The organism is Roseovarius maritimus (assembly GCF_043355895.2).
In the GTDB taxonomy this organism is placed as follows: domain Bacteria; phylum Pseudomonadota; class Alphaproteobacteria; order Rhodobacterales; family Rhodobacteraceae; genus Roseovarius; species Roseovarius maritimus.
On sequence record NZ_JBHFPF020000005.1, the window covers coordinates 1 to 16,447 of the forward strand.

Below are 16,447 nucleotides of genomic sequence, written 5' to 3' on the forward strand. Positions count from 1 at the left end.
AGCGGCGGGCCAGCTCAGAACCAGAGGGGGTCAGTATTGGACGCCGATAAGGGGTCAATTTTGAATGCTGATTGACAATGTCGATGATGGCATGAGTGTTTCGTTCAGAAAAAACGGCCCAAAGCCGACCGCGGCTGACCCTCGACATGCTGGGGCGCAGCTTTTACACTGCGGCTATTCACGACGACGACAAAAATGCAGTTGACCCATCATGGCCACCGCTGGGAAGGTGATGAAGAGGGGAGCAACACAAGTGAGGGATTCAATCGCACCTTTTTCGAAAGGCTGAGCTTAGCTGTCGCTCCAATATTTAACTGCTGCTGTACGAAATTTGTTGTAGTCAGCCATGTTCCAGCACACTTTTGCACTATCCCGGATTAAGTAGTGGTAATTGTTCGCGCAACTCAACTTCGTGGGATCGCAACTATCAAGCCAATTTATGCAATTGATGAAGGTCTGCTGGTAGGTCGATACGAAATTTTCATTCGGTATGCTCCACAACATGCCCTCTATGAAATATGACGGGGCAACGCCGTCGTCCAGATATCCGCTTGCGACCATTGCCTTCCTTATATTCTTAAAGACTCTGACGTTTGACTTGAATCGGGTGGATGTATTTTGGTTCTTTGACTTACAATTCGCGAGGTGCTGTTTGGGGTAGTTTACAATCTGTTGGTTGTCAGAGTTCCAAAAGCAAACACCCTCCCAGAAATTTTCCCCGTAGGTGGAGGGATATGACAGGTAGGTTTTATGTCTAGTGCAAACCAAGACATCCGCATCACGCCGAGAGTTGTTGCCAGGGATAAAGATAGCTTTGTTCCCAGCCTTCACCCCAGTCCCGTACTTTTTTTTCAGCCATGCCAAGACTTCTTCTTTAAACAAGTGGTGGCTATAGTCAGTATGGCCCGTGTTTTGCTTGAATCTGGTGGTGTCGTCCTCATCTAATCTGCTGATATCATAGTAGTTTATTGAATCTAAGCGCATCACGATATCAACGTCACTATCTGTGCGGATATTTGTACTGTTCCCATATGAACCTTGAAGGAAGGTGTCAAAGCCGCGGATGCTATAGGGCGCAGACGTATCCTCCAGCACGGCCTTAATCGCGGCATAAGTATTTTTCGACTGTTCTTGCGCACCTGGATGGGACCAAGTTTCAAGTTGGTTTTCTGAAATCGCCATATTACCCCTCTGTCATCAAAAGTGCTTGAATGTCTGCTTCGCGGGTGGCGTAAGACTCAGCACCCCGCTGCCGTAATATGTTTAGCTTTGCTAAGTTGTGTTCAAATAGATCAGTGGCCATCTCAGGTCTTTCGAACGTGTCATTCACCCGAATGGTCGGCACCGCCTTAAAGAGGATTTGCCTTAGCTGCTCCATGGAAGCAACGTTTATCCCCATCGTTTTCTCCAGGATAGGCAGGGTAGGTAGGACTCGGCGGTAGGTCCTCTTTCCTATACCTTCTTTGGGTGTAGGGTAGTTGCCGCATCCTACGCTCAGCACACGGCAATCACTTGGTTCGTACTTCAATGCGGCTACCGCATCGGCGATGCCGTATAGGGTCGGATTATTGGCGCAGTAGCCTCCATCGACTAGCTCTATCTCATCACCCATAGCTGTAGTAACAGTTTTGCGGTTGAAGAAGGGATAGGCAGAACAAGAAGCCTGTACCGCCTCAGATATCGTGCAACCAAAGCCAGGTTTGAATGTGCCAATTCGACCGTGGGCTTGCGCTACACTGCCCTTGAATATCATGGGTGTTTCCAATTCCCATTTCGTTGTCACTACACCGAGGCCGGTTCTCACGTCCTCAAACGTAGCTCCCTCAAACACTTCTTCTGCCAGTTTGGAAAGCGCCTCCGACTTTGCGTATGCTGACTTTTGCCTCATCACATTTGGGACATTCTCACAATAGAGTTGGTGAATAGCTTCAACTTCATGGCCTAGGGCGAGAAGGGCTGCGATGATTGAGCCGGTGCTGGTACCGAATATCAGGTCAAAGTGTTTGTACAGCGGCCCACCAAGCAAACCTTCAACTTCACGCAAGACGCCTAGAGTATAGAAACCCTTGGCCCCACCGCCGTCTAGGCTAAGAATCCGGCAAGTAGCGGGTGTTTCGACGTCCGTTTTCTTCGCTTCTGACATTCTGCCCCCTATTCACTGCTGCTAAATGTAGCTATGCGCCGACGCACCACAAGATGTTGTTTTGATATCCTTCAAATTTATCAATTTGCTACCAAGGCTTTTCGATGTTTGGGCGACAACGAGGCCGGATTTGGCAGCTAGCAGTCAAATACTTTAGTATTGGTTGGATGCAGATAGCACTCGGTATCTTGAGCGCAGCTGGCAGTATTTTATAAGAGCGCAGCGAAAGTCCGGAATCCGCCCTTGGTAAACCTCAGCTTAGGGTTCTAGATGCTAGATGTCGCCTGGCTCATCGGATCTCTGGCCGACCAAAGGGCTCGCCTAGTCTCTTTGTTGAGTCTGACCGACCTACTTCGCTACTGCTCCTGAACATCAAGTCGCTTAACGTCATCAGCAAATCATGTGGAGGGCAATCACTGGTGAGAACGCCAAGCAACGGATGGGACCCTTTTTGAGTGTGGCCAATGTGTGTGGTTATCGTGTGTGGTTGAAAATTCTACGCCACACGTAAGATCCTGAATTGAATAAATAAAAGTGAAATCAGGTGGCGTGGCGGAGGAGGTGGGATACTATGACAACTCATCATCGCCCTAGCTAGTATCAGGTAGAACATGATTGCCATGCTAGATGCGAGATTAAAGGTAACACAAACGGTTGCTCACCAAATTCAGGCGTCTTGTTAAATACATGTAAATCAGATAGATAGAACGTCTCAACATTGCAACCATCACCGTGTGGGGGCACCATCACATTCGGCGGGTTTGGTCTATAGATCTCGGATCAAAGAAGTTGTGCTTGCTTTGATGAGAAGCAGAATTCAGCGCGTCCGTCTGTGCCCGGCTTGGCCAACATCCACTTTTGCAGAGCTCTGACCTGCGGAAAATCGCCTCGCTTTGCCCGTTGCAACATCACCAAAAGCTGTTGAACCCGCACATCTTCGCTGCCTATCTTGGCTTGCGTGCCGCCGCGCGCTGACAATAGAGAGGACTCCATGACATCGGACCGACCACATCCCTTCACCGGGCCGGATCTGTGCGCGCGTGAGGCACATGAGATTGTCGCGCTCCTGCGCAAAGGCGAGATCGCACCCGCCGATCTGATCGAGGCGTCCTGCGGTCGCACCGAAGTTGTCGAGCCTGCCATCAACGCCATGCCCACCACCTGCTGGGACCGCGCCGAGGCGGCGATTGCCGCACTGGCGACGGGAGAGAGGGATGCGCCCGGCTGGCTTGCGGGGCTGCCCGTCGGCGTCAAGGATCTGACCGCGGTCGCGGGCGTGCGCACGACCTTTGGCACCAGGGGGCTGGCCGACCATGTCCCCGAGGCCAGTGACCCGCTGGTGGAACGGCTTGAGGCGCGCGGTGCGCTGGTGGTGGGCAAGACCAACACGCCCGAACTGGGTGCCGGGGCAAATACATTCAACGAGGTCTTTGGCCCGACGAGGAATCCCTGGGACACCATGATGAACGCGGGCGGCTCCTCGGGCGGGGCCGCGGCGGGGCTGGCGGCGGGCGAGGTCTGGCTCAGCCACGGCACGGACCATGGCGGATCGCTGCGGGTACCGGCGGCCTATTGCGGCATCGTCGGACTGCGGCCCAGCCCCGGGCGGGCCGGTGGCGGCTCTCAGACCGCCGGCTTTCTGATCGAAAGCGCACAGGGGCCGATGGCCCGCTCGGTCATGGATTGCGCGCTCTTTCTGGACGCGATGGCCGGGTACGAGCCGCGCTTTCCAATCTCATACCCCGCGCCGGACACGCCGTTTCAAACGGCTGTGCAGCGGGCCGAAGGCAAGCTGCGCATCGGCTTCGCCCCCGATCTGGGCGGGATCTGCCCGGTCGATCCCGAGATGGCGGACCACCTGAGCGCGGCGATGCAGCGGCTGGAGCGCAGCGGCGCGCGCGTCGAGGAAGCCTGCCCCGATGTCAGCGGCCTCGAACGGTGCTATCACACCCTGCGCGGCATCAGCTGGGTGACTGTCGCGCGCACGATGAGCACCGATGTGCGAGAGCATCTGAAACCGGCGCTGATCGACAACATCCGGTTCGGCGAAAGCCTGACAATTCAGGATGTCGCCGAGGCACAAATCGCCCGCACAGTGATTTACAATGCCATGCTTGCCTATTTCGAGCGCTTCGACGTGCTGGCCCTGCCGGTGGTCGGATGCATGCCCCACCCGCAATCCGAGGAATGGGTGCGCGAGATCGGCGGCCAGACCCTGACCGGCTATATGGATTGGCTGCGCTTCAATTTTCTGGCTACCACGGCAGGCCTGCCCGCCATGTCGGTGCCGGCGGGCCTTGGCCCGCGGAACATGCCCGTCGGCCTGCAACTGGTCGGGAAGCCGCGCGGCGAGGCCGGGCTGCTGGCAGCGGCGCGCTTCGTCGAGATGGCGATGGACGGCCCGCTGGGCCCGATTGATCCAGTGACGCGCTAAAGCAGGATCGCGGCCAGCGCGGCCACGATCAGACCGCCCACCAGCACGATCAGCGCGATGGTGCCGCCAAGACGGCGCTGCGGCTGGACTGTGCCGCAGGATCTGCAATGAACAGTATTGCGGCTGACCTCGGCGCCGCAGATCAGGCAGCGCGGCATCAGGCGATATGATCGCGGCCCAGCCGCTCGAACACGTCGATGCAGGGGTCCAGCAGATCAACCTCGCAATACTCATCGGTCTGATGCGCCATAGACATGGCGCCCGGCCCCATGATCAGGGTCGGGGGATTGCCCATTGCCGGCTTCAGAACCGAGGCATCGGTGAAATAGGTCGCCGTCGCCACCTCGCGCTCGGTTCCGAGGATTTCTTCGGTCACGGCAAAGACGCTCTCCAGCCACGGGTCTTCGAAATCGGTATAGACATTGTCCATGTCGGTCATCGGCTCCGTGCGCACCGCGTCGCCCAGAAGGCGCTGAAGATCGGCGCGGATCTCGGCATTGGTCTGTCCCACGACCGAGCGGATATCGACACCGACGCGCGCCAGGTCCGGAACGGAATTGACGTTCAGCCCCGCACTCATGTTGCCGACGTTCAGCGTCGGGCCGCCCATCACCTGATGCGGCTTGATTCCGAAATCATGGCCGCGCAGACGCTCGATGCTCTCAACAGCAGCAAAGATGGCGTTGCGGCCCTTGTCGGGCATGGAACCGTGGGCGGTGACACCCTCATGCACGAGGTTCATCCAGAGCGCGCCCTTGTGCCCACAAAGCGCGCGGTTGTCCGTTGGCTCGGCGATGACCAGCGCGGCCGCCTTGTCCAGCAGACCGCTCTCGGCCAGCCCCAGCGCCCCTTCGCAGCCGGTTTCCTCACCGGAGGTGATGATCAGCTGAATTTCCGCATGGCGCGGCTGGATCTCGGCCAGCCGCAGCGCGGCGACAATGAAGGCGGCGACGCCGGATTTCATGTCGGAGGTGCCGCGCCCGTAAAGCTTGCCATCCTTTTCCTCGCCCGCGAAGGGATCGACGCTCCATTTCGCCTGGCCCAGCGGGACGGTGTCGACATGGCCCGAAAAGACCAGCGGTGCGCCGCGCGCTGCCTCGGTCGCAGGCAGCCGCGCGATCAGGTTCGGCCGGTTCGGGCGCCAGTCATGCCAAGTCAGCTCGAACCCCGCAGGCTCCAGCAGGCCGGCGATGTATTTGAAGCAGTCTACCTCGTCACCCGGCGGGTTGATCGTATCGAAGGCAATCAGGCGCTTGGTCAGCTCGAGGCCGGTGATGGTGTCGCTCATGGGGCGGCTCCTTGGCTACGTGTCCTGAAGGTGGCAGGCGGCCATATGACCGGGGGCGACCTCTTTCAGCTTAGGCTCGTCGTGAAAGCATCGCTCGAAGGCGAAAGGACAGCGGGTGTTGAAACTACATCCTTTAGGCGGGTTCAGGGGGCTGGGCACGTCCCCTTTCAGCACGGTCCGCGCCTTCCGCTTGCGCGGGTCCGGCACGGGCACGGATTCGAGCAGCGCTTGCGTATAGGGGTGCTGCGGATTGCGGAACAGGCTGCGCTTGTCGGTGATTTCCACCATCTTGCCCAGATACATCACGCCGATGCGGTGGCTGATATGCTGCACAATGGCCAGATCATGCGCGATGAACAGATAGCTGAGCCCCATCTCCTGCTGCAGGTCCATCATCAGGTTGATGACCTGCGCCTGCACCGACACGTCGAGCGCCGAAACAGGCTCGTCCGCGATGATGATCTCAGGGCCCAGCGCCAGCGCGCGGGCGATGCCGAGGCGCTGGCGCTGGCCGCCCGAGAACTCATAGGGGAAGCGGTGCATCGCGTCGGGGCGCAGGCCGACACGTGCAAAAAGATCGGCCACCTTCTCCAGCCGCGCGCGGCGCGAGCCGGTGTCGAAATTGCCCAGAGGCTCGGCCACGATATCCTGCGCGCGCATCCGCGAATTGAGCGAGGCGTAGGGATCCTGAAAGATCACCTGCATCTCGCGGCGATGCTTCAGCATCTGTTTGCGGCTGAGGTGGGTGATATCCTCACCCTTGAGCAGCACCTGCCCCTCGGTTGCGTCCTCCAGCCTCAGGATCGTCTTGCCCACCGTCGATTTGCCGCAGCCAGACTCGCCCACGATGCCCAGCGTCTCGCCCGCCTTGACGCTAAACGATATGCCGTCGACCGCATAGACACGCGCCTGCTCACGGTTCAGAAGCCCTCCCGTGATCGGGAAATGCTTGGCGAGGTTCCTGACCTCGAGAAGAGGGGTTTCGGTGTTCATGCGGTCCAGTCCGGTAGATTGGCGCTTTCCCAGCAGGCGGCCAGATGATCGGGTTTCTTCAGCTCCAGCGGCGGGTATTCGGCGCGGCAATGATCCTGCGCGAAGGGGCAGCGCGCGGCGAAGGTGCAGCCCTTGGGCAGATCGGTCAGCGCGGGCACGATGCCGGGGATTTCCGACAGCCGCGCGCCTTTTTCCGGGGCCTCATCGCCCGTGATGCGGGGAACCGAGCGCATGAGGCCGCGCGTGTAGGGATGCTGCGGGCGCTCGAAGATCTCGACCACATCGGCCTCTTCGACCTTGCGGCCCGCATACATGACCAGCACGCGGTCGCACATTTCGGCGACGACGCCCAGATCGTGGGTGATGAGGATGATCGCGGTCTTCATCTTGTCGCGGATCTCTTCCATCAGGGCCAGGATCTGCGCCTGTATGGTCACGTCGAGCGCCGTCGTCGGCTCGTCCGCGATCAGCACCGACGGGTTGCACGACAGTGCCATCGCGATCATCACGCGCTGACGCATCCCGCCCGAGAGCTGGTGAGGATACTCGCCCAAACGGCGACGCGGCTCGGGGATGTGCACCAGCTCCATCATCTCCTGCGCGTGGTTCAGCGCCGCCTTGGACCCCAGCCCCTGGTGGAGCATGATCGCCTCGGTCAGCTGGTCGCCGATGGAAAGCACCGGGTTCAGGGATGACATGGGATCCTGAAAGATCATCGAGATATCGTTGCCGCGGATCTTGCGCATATCGGCCTCGCTGGCTTTCAGCAGATCGCGGCCCTTATAGCGGATCTCGCCCGACGCGTAGCGCGCGGGCGGGCTGGGCACCAACTGCATGACCGAAAGCGAGGTGATCGACTTGCCACAGCCAGACTCCCCGACGATGCCGAGGATCTCACCGGGACGCACGGCAAGGCTGAGGCCGTCCACCGCCTTGACCACGCCATCGCGCGTGTCGAAATAGGTGCGCAGATCGTCCAGCTCCAGCACCGGATCGGCGTTGCGGTCGAACTGGCGGGGGGCGTAGATCGTGTCGGTTTCGGCCATGCCTCAGACGCTCCTTTGCATACGCGGGTCCAGCGAGTCGCGCAGACCGTCGCCGAAGGTGTTGATGGCGAAAACCGTGATCGCGAGGAACGCGCCCGGATAGAGAATGATGCCCGGCGACTGGAAGAAGAACATCCGCCCCTCGGCCATGATGTTGCCCCAGCTGGGGATCTCGGGCGGTGTGCCCGCGCCGACAAAGCTGAGATACGCCTCGAAAATCACCGCCTGCGCGCAGATATAGGTCGCCTGCACGATCAGCGGCGGGATGGTGTTGGGCAGGATATGCCGGATCAGGATGCGCGGCGTCGAGGTACCCGCGGCGATGGCCGCCTGCACATAAAGCTGGTCGCGCAGCATCAAGACAACGGACCGCACAAGGCGCACCACGCGCGGAATTTCAGGGATTGTCAGGGCCAGGATGACGTTCGGCACGCTCGAGCCCCAGAGCGCCACCAGCGCGATGGCCAAGAGGATCGACGGGATCGACATCAACGCGTCCATCACCCGCATGAGCACCGCATCGACCTTGCGCATGAAGCCCGATACGAGGCCGATGGCCAGACCGATGCCTGTCGATAGCGCCGCCACCGAAAGCCCCACCACCAGCGACACCTGCCCGCCATGCAACACCCGGCTAAAGAGGTCACGTCCATACATGTCCGTGCCGAAGAACGCCTCGCCCGAGGGCGATTGCAGGCGGTCGCGCGGCGATTGCTCCATCGGGCTGGGCAGGCCGAGAAATGGCGCGAGGAACGACATCAGCGCCATGACGACCAGCACGGTGAGGCCGAAGAGCATGGTCGGATTGCGGCGAAGACTCTCGGCCACGACGCCGACGCGGTGCCGCAGACGCGCGCTCAGCGGCGGATCCTTGATGGTGTCAGTCATGCAGATGGCTCCCTCGGGCAGTCATGCCGCGTCAGTAGCGAATGCGCGGATCGAACAGCACGTAGCTGAGATCGACCAGCAGGTTCAGAAGGACATAGGTGAACGAAAAGACGAGGATCACACCCTGGATCACCGGATAGTCGGTGCGCAGAACAGCATCGACCGTCAGGCGCCCCAGGCCGGGAATGGCAAAGACCGTCTCGGTCACCACCACGCCGCCGATCAGCAGCGCGACGCCAAGGCCGATCGTCGTGCTGATCGGCACCATCGCGTTTTTCAGCGCATGTTTCACCAGCACCTTGCGCGTCGCCAGCCCTTTGGCATAGGCGGTCCGCACATAGTCCTCGTTCAGCACCTCGAGCATCGTGGCGCGGGTCATGCGCGCGATGAGCGCCATATAGACGGCCCCGAGCGCGAGGGCGGGCAGCGTGATATGTGACAGAAACCCGGTGAAGCTGTCGAAGATGCTGGTATAGCCTTGCACCGGGAACCAGCCCAGCTTGCGCGAGCCGCCGAGGATCAGCAGGTAGCCGATCACGAAGACCGGCACCGAAAAGCCGAAGACGGCAAGCGTCATCACCGCCCGGTCGATCCAGGTGCCCACCTTCCATGCAGCGATCACGCCCAGCGGGATGGCCAACGTAATGGCGATCAGCATGGTTGAGAGCGTCAGCATCAAGGTCGGCTCGACCCGCTGGCCGATCAGCGTGGTGACCGGCAGGCCGGAATAGATGGACTTGCCCATGTCCCCCTGCAGAAGGTTGCCGGCCCAGCCGATGAATTGCTGATAGAGCGGCTCGTTCAGGCCAAGCTGGCGGCGAATCTCGTCCACCTGTTCAGGCGTGGCGAAATCACCCGCAATGATCAGCGCCGGGTCGCTCGGGCTCAGATGCAGCAGCATGAACACGAACACGGCGACCAGCGCCATGATCGGGATCGTGGCCAGCAAACGGCGGATGATATAGGCAATCATGGGGTGCGCTCCGTCCCTGTGAAAAATGGCGGCACGTCGGCATGATGCCACGCGCCGCCGAAGTCAGGGAGAGTTTATTCGACGGAGATGTTCCAGAAGAACGGCACCGGCGCTTCCAGCACGCCGCTCACGTTGTCGCGGTACGCAGTCGGCTGATAGTATTGACCTGTCGGGATATAGGGTACGAAGTCATAGAGTTCGGCCTGCAGTTCTTCGACGATGGCCTTTTGCTTCTCGATATCCGTCTCGGCGGCAAAGGCATTGCGCAGATCCTCGATCTTCTGGTTTTCGGGCCAGCCGAACCAGGCCGTGTCGCCGGAGGCCGCAACCGAGATATTGGTGATCGGGTTCAGCTGGTCGGCCGCCAGCCACCATGTCGGGAAGATGTTCCAGCCACCGTTTTCCGGTGATTCCCGCACCGCGCGCCGCGAGGTCATTGTCGCCCAGTCCAGCGCCGCCAACTCGACATTCATGCCGATATCGCGCAGCGCCTGCGCTGTCACCAACGCCTGACCATGTGCCACCGGCACATCGGTCGGATCCAGGATCACGACCGGCGTGCCGTCATACCCGGCCTCTTCCAGCAGTGCCTTGGCCTTCTCAATATCCTTCTCGCGCAGCGGCTCGCTGCCCACATCGGTCTCGTAGGGGCCGCCGCACATGAAATAGGCGCCGCAGAACTCTTCGAAATACTGGGGATCGCCCATGATCGCATACATGTAATCGGCCTGCTGGACCGACCACATCGCCGCCTGGCGCACCAGCTTGTTGTCGAAGGGCGGGTATTTGAAGTTGAAGCGGACGACGCCTTGGGTACCCAAGGGGTCGACCGTCTCGACCTTGATCCCAGGATCCGACTGGATCATCGGCAAGAGGTCCACGGCGGGCTGCTCATAATAGTCTACCTCACCCGCCATCAGCGCCTGACTGGCGGTTGCGGCATCGGGAATGTAGCGCCATTCGATACGGTCGACATTGGCGACCTTGCCGCCGGCGGCATAGCTCGCCGGCTCATCCCGCGGGACATACTCGGCGAATTTCTCGTAGACCACCTGGTTTCCCGGCTGCCACTCGTCGGCGACGAACTTGAACGGACCCGAGCCGATGATCTCTTCGATCTGCGCGTTCGGGTCGGTCTCGGCCAGACGCTTGGGCATGATGAAGGGCACGTTCGACGAAATCTTGCCGAGCGACGCCAACACGAGGCCGTAGGGCTCGGTCAGGGTCAGGGTAAAGGTCTTGTCGTCGACCGCCTCGATGCTCTCGGTGACGCGCATCAGCTTCTGGCCCATGCCGTCGCGCTGACCCCAGCGCTTGATTGACGCCACCGCGTCCTCGGCGGTAACGGGCGCGCCATCGTGGAACTGCAGCCCGTCGCGCAAGGTGATCGTGTAGGTCAGACCGTCCTCGCTGACCTCGTGGCCCTCGGCCATTTGCGGCTGGACCTCAAGGTTCTCGTCCATCGCAAACAGCGTGTCGAAGACGAGGTAGCCATGGTTTCGCGTGATATAGGCCGTCGTCCAGATGGGATCGATATTTCGCAGATCGGCGTGCGGAACGACCTTGAGCACGGATTGGGCCAGCGCCGGGGCCGCTACGCCCAGACCGGCAGCGGCGATCGTGCCAGCCAGCGCAAGCTTGCGCATCGGTGCGGACAGATAGTTGAAAGCTGAGTGTTTCGTCATTGTTTGTCTCCCTGTTTTCCCGAACGGGTGCGCACGCGAAAGCCCCACGGCGCCCTGTCCGGTTTTTCTGTTCGCGCCCCTCCTCAAGAGCGCATCCTCCTGCCGTCAGCCTATGCGTATTCCGCGCGTTCATGCAAGTATCTTGCATATGTCATCGCACAGCGATTTGATATTGGAGGTGAAACGCTGGCATAGCCTCTTGTAAAAGCGAACGCGAAGGCCCTGCGCGAAGGAGATCAGATGATCGGTCCACGGATCAAGTCGGCAAGACGGTTGAAGAACATGACCCTGAAAGAGCTGGCGGAAAGCAGCGGCACGTCCGAGGGACACATGTCCAAGGTCGAGAACGGCAAGGTTGAGGCATCACTGGCGCTGTTGCACCGGGTCACGCAGACACTGGGATTGAACCTCGACGTTTTTTTCGACGAACAGGATGCGCCCGAAAGATCCGTATCGCGCGCGGGCGCCCGCCCGATGCTGGAAATCGACATGGTGCGGCAGGGAACAGGCCTCAGCCTTGAGCGGGTCATTCCCTGCACGCCCGATCACATGCTGCAATGCAATATCCATATCGTCGAGCCGGGCGGATCGAGCGATGGACAGATCGACCATGTCGGCGAAGAGATGGGCTTTGTTCTCGAGGGTCAGATCGAGCTTTTGCTGGATGAGGAGGTGTTTCTCTTGGGCGTGGGCGACGCGTTTCATTTCAAATCACATCGCAAGCACGGGTATCGCAATCCCGGTAAGGCGCGCGCGCGCATATTGTGGGCAAACACGCCGCCGACCTTCTGAGAGCGGGACCCCGCAATGCTGGGCTTGTACGCGGTGGCGGCGCCGCTAGACCGGCTCGTCCGAGACCAGGCGCATGCCCAGATGCGCAGGCGGTGCACCGACGGCGCATCCGCCTCGTGCCGGGTCGCGGATAAGGAAGGACATTGCCGATACATGCTCGCCGCCGACGAAATAGGCGGGGCAGCGCTCGGCATCGATGCCCGCTTCCGCACCGGCATAACATTCCTGCGTCCATTCCCAGACGCTGCCATCCAGGTCCGCGATACCCTCGGGCGAGGTGGCAAAGCTGCCTTGCGGGCGCAGCGCACGGGGCGCCAGGCCTTCGGTCAAGTACGATGAGGCCCACTGCAGCGACGGATCGGTGAAAATCGGGTCGGCGCCATGGGGCAGGACGGGACGGGCCATATGCTCCCACTCGGAAGCGGTGGGCAGGCGAAACTCATGACCGGTGGCATCGTTGATCCAGCGCAGATATTCGGCAGCATCCATATAGCTGAGGCCGGTGGCAGGGGTTGTCGCCGGGTCCAGATCGGCGCGGCCACGCAGGGCCAGGCTGCAAGCCCCGGCATCATGGCATCTCTGCCATTCCGACAGCGTCACCTCGTAGCGCTGTACATAGAGCGGGGCGCCATCCGGCAAGGTGACCGGCGCGGCGGCCATCTCGGGCAAGGACGCCAGCATAGGGGTGGGACCGCGCAAGAACTGCGCGGTCCCGAAGGCTATCACCGCCGCCACGGCGCCCACGGCCAAAAGCAGGATCGGCTTGCTGCTTAGCGGGAGGGTCGTCATGGCGACGGTCATGTCGGCTTCTCCGAGCTCAGGTTGCGAAGACGCGAGGTGCGGCGACCTGCTCCATCAGGTCGTTGTTCCACTCACCCTCGACAACGAAATGCGCGGTAGCGCCCAGCAGGGCCGCCTCGATCAGGTTGTGGTTGACATAGGCGTAAACGCCGGGCTGCTCGAAGGTATACATCGACGCCATCGCGGTGCCGCCGCGGACGAACCATGTCTCGACACCGGTCAGCGGCTCGTTGGTGAAAGACGTCTCCCAGACGTAGTCGCCGTGCCCGCCGATCAGGTGAGGCCGCGAGTCGCGGTTGGCCTGATTGTGAACCATCAGCACCGTCTCGCCCACATTGAACTTGAGCGCGCCGGTTCCTGTCAGCGCCCCGACCGAGCCGTTGAAGACGCTGTGCGTCGGCGTCAGTGTGCGCATCGCATCGAGGCTGTCGGCATAGTCATCGCCGGCCGTTTCGTAGAATTTGAAGTCGCCGTTTTCATCCTTGGGCAAATAGTAATCCTGCTCCCCGATATAGGCGATTTTGTCGTACTTCAGGGGATTACCATTCCTGTCCTTGAGGCCGTCGCGCGGCAGCACCATGACAGCGCCGTTCATCCCGTGGGTGACGTGGTAGGGGATCATCGCCCCGCCCGGTGCGCAGTGATAGGTAAAGCAGCCGGCCTTGGTCGCCTTCCAGCGCAGCACGCATTCCTCGCCCGGATAGACATGGGTCAGGCCACCGCCGCCCAGCGCGCCGGTCGCGGCGTGGAAGTCGATATTATGCTCCATCATGCTGTCTTCGGGGTTGCGCAGCGTCAGCTCGATCATGTCGCCCTCATGGCAGATGATCAGCGGGCCGGGAACCGAGCCGTTATAGGTGAGTGCCCAGACCGAGGCGCCAGTATCCTCGTCGACCACCATCAGACGTTCGGTCGTGTCCATCGTGATCTCGATGATCTTCGGGCCACCTGTCGCGACCTGCTCGTGCTCGGGGGCAAAGGGGGGTGCGACCAACTCTTGGCGCACACGGGTATAACCGGTGAGATCGGCGGGCTTGGCGGTGCTGGCGGCCTTCTGCTCGGCCGCAGCCTTGTAGATTTTGGCCGAGCTGGCATCGGCCTTCTGCATGGACTGGCGGCGCGGCGCGGACATCGCGCTGGCGCCTGTCATCGCGGCGGCGCCGGCCAGAACGGTGCCGCGCAGAACATTGCGGCGGCTGGTCATTTTCAGGCCGGGGTTGATGAATTTGGTCATTGATCCCTCCATCGGGTCAGTCTTCTTGTCTGTTTTGAATTGGCTGCCGGGCCACCATGGCCCGGCTGGCTTTGGGTCACAGATTGCCCAACTGCGCTTCAAACCGCTTCTTGGCCTTGCGTGGCACGCGCCCTTCCAGGAATTCGGCCGGTGCGTCCACATCGCCCACGGCAATGGTCATCACCATGCCCATGGAGTAGTGCGGCTTACACATGATGCCGTAGACACCCTCGCTATCGAGCGTCACTTCGATCTCCTGGTTGATCTTGCCGGCAAAGCCTTCGGCACCCTCCGGAATCATGTCGTCGATCGTTTCGGCGTTGTGGCTCTTGTCGGTGGGCACAAATCGGATGGTGTCGCCGGGGGCGGCCTGTACGAAGGCAGGCTCAAACACCATGCGGTCGCCGTCTGAACCCTTGTTCAGCATCTGAACTTCGAACGTTTCGGCAAAGGCGGCGCCGCTCATCAGAGCTGCGAAGGCGAGGCCGGTTGCTAGGGTACGGATCATCTTTTTCTTCCTTCTATCAATGATCGGTTGGCGTCGTTCTAGCTCCGGCCCACGCGCGTAGTTTGCGCTGGCACAACATTTTGCGCGATCGCGGTTTTTCTGTGATCTGGTATGCAGCGCCGCACTGTGGCACAGAGGGCAAATGACTTCCGATATGTCACCCAAAACAATGCCCAGGCTGGACGAAAGTCTGCTGACGCACCTGCCGCCCTTCTCGCGGCTGGAGCGGCGGCAGATCCGTACCATCCTGGATCAGGCCACCTCGCGGCGCGTGGAGAGCGGAACGTATATCTTTGAAGAGGGCGCCGAGGCCGACCGATTCTATATGCTGCTGGACGGCTATGTGCGCGTGGTGCGCATTACCCCTGGCGGCGAGCAGGTGACGGCGCTGCACATCCCCGCGGGCCAGCTGCTGGGCATCGCCAAGGCGATCGGGCGCACCACCTATCCCGCCACGGCGATGGCGGCGACCGAGTCGATCGTGCTTAGTTGGCCCACGCGCCTGTGGGAGACGTTCGTGGCGGACTATGACGGCTTTGCCACCGAAACCTACAAGACGCTCGGGCACCGGGTCGGCGAGATGAACACACGCATCGTCGAGTTGGCGACGCAGCAGGTGGAACAGCGTGTCGCCAATGCGCTGCTGCGGCTGATCAACCAGACCGGCCGCAAGGTCGAGGGCGGGATCGAGATCGACTTTCCCATCACGCGGCAGGATCTGTCGGAATTGACGGCGACCACACTGCACACGGTCAGCCGCGTTCTGAGCGGATGGGAACGGCGCGGTCTGGTCGAGAGTCGGCGCAAGCGGATCAAGGTGCTGGACGCACATGCGCTGGTCGTGCTGGCTGAAGGGCACTAGCCCGCCGCGCCGCCTATCCTACCGCGCTTTGCAGCTCGGTCAGAAACTCGGCCTCATCCAGCCCGTATTCCGCGCAGGCATCCTGCAATGTGTGAAACGGGCTGATCATGCAGCCTACGCACAGCATCCGGTGGCGAATGAAGACCGGGATCGTCTGGGGCCATGCCTCCATCAGATCGCGCAGGCACAAATCTGGATCGTCAAGTCTGGGTCCGCGCATCGTCTGTTCCTCCTCGCGATCTAACTACATTCGGAAACTCCGCCAAACGTTGTGCCAGCACAAACTCCGGCAGGATCAGCCGGGCTAGCTAGGGCCATCCAATTACAACGGAGGCCGCAGCATGGCGGAAATTCTGACCAAATCGCGGGCCCGCAACATTTTCTACGGAGGATCCATCTTCTTCGTCGTGGTGTTCATCGGGCTTAGCGTTCACAGCCACAAATACGTGGTCGAGAAATCAACCGCCGGCATGGAGCTGAGCGATGCAGTGGTTCTGGGCAAGCATGTCTGGGAACGCCATTCCTGCATCAACTGCCACAGCCTGCACGGCGAGGGTGCGTATTTCGCACCCGAGGTCGGCAACGTGATGACCCGCTGGGGCGTCCAGGACGATGCAGAGGGCGCGTATGAAATCCTGGATGGATGGATGAACGCCCAGCCCAGCGGCATCGAGGGACGCCGCCAGATGCCCCATTTCGAGATCACCGAAGAGGAAATGCGCGGCCTGGCCGAATTCCTTCGCTGGGCCGATCAGACAGACACGCAGGGCTGGCCGCCCAATGATGCCGGCTAAGGAGAC

General features: G+C 60.7%; 17 protein-coding genes. 4 read left to right on the forward strand and 13 right to left on the reverse strand.

The genetic code is table 11. The annotated features are described in order from the left end of the window. Nucleotides 1-291 precede the first annotated feature (291 nt). Nucleotides 292-1,182: a nucleotidyltransferase domain-containing protein gene (locus ACEWPM_RS10850; RefSeq protein WP_393962434.1), complete on the reverse strand. Its 891-nt coding sequence runs from the start codon at nucleotides 1,180-1,182 to the stop codon at nucleotides 292-294. A gap of 1 nt (nucleotide 1,183) precedes the next feature. Continuing rightward, on the reverse strand, nucleotides 1,184-2,143 hold the full coding sequence (locus ACEWPM_RS10855; RefSeq protein WP_393962433.1) for a patatin-like phospholipase family protein: 960 nt from the start codon (nucleotides 2,141-2,143) through the stop codon (nucleotides 1,184-1,186). Nucleotides 2,144-3,134: 991 nt separating this feature from the next. On the opposite strand from ACEWPM_RS10855, the gene ACEWPM_RS10860 reads away from it, so the two are divergent. Further along, nucleotides 3,135-4,577, forward strand: coding sequence for an amidase (locus ACEWPM_RS10860; RefSeq protein WP_393962432.1), 1,443 nt, complete (start codon nucleotides 3,135-3,137; stop codon nucleotides 4,575-4,577). Here ACEWPM_RS10860 and ACEWPM_RS10865 read toward each other — a convergent pair. From ACEWPM_RS10865 to ACEWPM_RS10895, 7 genes are all read right to left on the reverse strand, one after another. Then, nucleotides 4,574-4,735, reverse strand: a complete 162-nt coding sequence (locus ACEWPM_RS10865; RefSeq protein WP_393962431.1) for a hypothetical protein — start codon at nucleotides 4,733-4,735, stop codon at nucleotides 4,574-4,576. The genes ACEWPM_RS10860 and ACEWPM_RS10865 overlap by 4 nt on opposite strands. Continuing rightward, entirely contained in the window at nucleotides 4,735-5,865 is a 1,131-nt protein-coding gene (locus ACEWPM_RS10870; protein WP_393962430.1) for a M20 family metallopeptidase, read from the reverse strand. The genes ACEWPM_RS10865 and ACEWPM_RS10870 overlap by 1 nt, the downstream gene beginning before the upstream one ends. Nucleotides 5,866-5,880: 15 nt before the next feature. Continuing rightward, nucleotides 5,881-6,858, reverse strand: a complete 978-nt coding sequence (locus ACEWPM_RS10875; protein ID WP_393962429.1) for an ABC transporter ATP-binding protein — start codon at nucleotides 6,856-6,858, stop codon at nucleotides 5,881-5,883. Further along, nucleotides 6,855-7,904: an ABC transporter ATP-binding protein gene (locus tag ACEWPM_RS10880; RefSeq protein WP_393962428.1), complete on the reverse strand. Its 1,050-nt coding sequence runs from the start codon at nucleotides 7,902-7,904 to the stop codon at nucleotides 6,855-6,857. The genes ACEWPM_RS10875 and ACEWPM_RS10880 overlap by 4 nt, the downstream gene beginning before the upstream one ends. Before the next feature lie 3 nt (nucleotides 7,905-7,907). Next, complete coding sequence (locus ACEWPM_RS10885; RefSeq protein WP_393962427.1) at nucleotides 7,908-8,792, reverse strand: ABC transporter permease; 885 nt, start codon at nucleotides 8,790-8,792, stop codon at nucleotides 7,908-7,910. Nucleotides 8,793-8,823: 31 nt separating this feature from the next. After that, nucleotides 8,824-9,765, reverse strand: a complete 942-nt coding sequence (locus ACEWPM_RS10890; RefSeq protein WP_393962426.1) for an ABC transporter permease — start codon at nucleotides 9,763-9,765, stop codon at nucleotides 8,824-8,826. 74 nt (nucleotides 9,766-9,839) lie between these two features. After that, nucleotides 9,840-11,450 (reverse strand): ABC transporter substrate-binding protein, encoded by a 1,611-nt coding sequence (locus ACEWPM_RS10895; RefSeq protein ID WP_393962425.1) that lies wholly within the window; start codon nucleotides 11,448-11,450, stop codon nucleotides 9,840-9,842. Between the two features lie 240 nt (nucleotides 11,451-11,690). Here ACEWPM_RS10895 and ACEWPM_RS10900 point away from each other — a divergent pair, with 240 nt between their 5' ends. Then, the gene (locus tag ACEWPM_RS10900; protein WP_393962424.1) at nucleotides 11,691-12,242 is read left to right on the forward strand and encodes a cupin domain-containing protein; all 552 of its coding nucleotides are present in this window, start codon (nucleotides 11,691-11,693) and stop codon (nucleotides 12,240-12,242) included. Between the two features lie 45 nt (nucleotides 12,243-12,287). Here the strand turns inward: ACEWPM_RS10900 and ACEWPM_RS10905 are convergent, their stop codons facing one another. The 3 genes from ACEWPM_RS10905 to ACEWPM_RS10915 form a co-directional block, all read right to left on the reverse strand. Next, entirely contained in the window at nucleotides 12,288-13,043 is a 756-nt protein-coding gene (locus ACEWPM_RS10905; RefSeq protein ID WP_393962423.1) for a formylglycine-generating enzyme family protein, read from the reverse strand. A 16-nt stretch (nucleotides 13,044-13,059) separates the two neighbouring features. Beyond that, the gene (gene nirK, locus ACEWPM_RS10910) at nucleotides 13,060-14,277 is read right to left on the reverse strand and encodes a copper-containing nitrite reductase (RefSeq protein ID WP_393962422.1); all 1,218 of its coding nucleotides are present in this window, start codon (nucleotides 14,275-14,277) and stop codon (nucleotides 13,060-13,062) included. A gap of 76 nt (nucleotides 14,278-14,353) precedes the next feature. Then, a complete protein-coding gene (locus ACEWPM_RS10915; protein WP_393962421.1) occupies nucleotides 14,354-14,785 on the reverse strand; it encodes a pseudoazurin in 432 nt (143 codons plus the stop codon). 169 nt (nucleotides 14,786-14,954) lie between these two features. On the opposite strand from ACEWPM_RS10915, the gene ACEWPM_RS10920 reads away from it, so the two are divergent. Beyond that, a complete protein-coding gene (locus tag ACEWPM_RS10920; protein WP_393962442.1) occupies nucleotides 14,955-15,647 on the forward strand; it encodes a Crp/Fnr family transcriptional regulator in 693 nt (230 codons plus the stop codon). A gap of 13 nt (nucleotides 15,648-15,660) precedes the next feature. Here the strand turns inward: ACEWPM_RS10920 and ACEWPM_RS10925 are convergent, their stop codons facing one another. After that, on the reverse strand, nucleotides 15,661-15,867 hold the full coding sequence (locus ACEWPM_RS10925) for a DUF1858 domain-containing protein (RefSeq protein ID WP_393962420.1): 207 nt from the start codon (nucleotides 15,865-15,867) through the stop codon (nucleotides 15,661-15,663). A gap of 121 nt (nucleotides 15,868-15,988) precedes the next feature. Here ACEWPM_RS10925 and ACEWPM_RS10930 point away from each other — a divergent pair, with 121 nt between their 5' ends. Continuing rightward, nucleotides 15,989-16,441 carry a c-type cytochrome gene (locus ACEWPM_RS10930; RefSeq protein ID WP_393962419.1) on the forward strand — a complete coding sequence of 151 codons (453 nt, stop codon included), beginning with the start codon at nucleotides 15,989-15,991 and terminating at the stop codon, nucleotides 16,439-16,441. Nucleotides 16,442-16,447 lie beyond the last annotated feature (6 nt).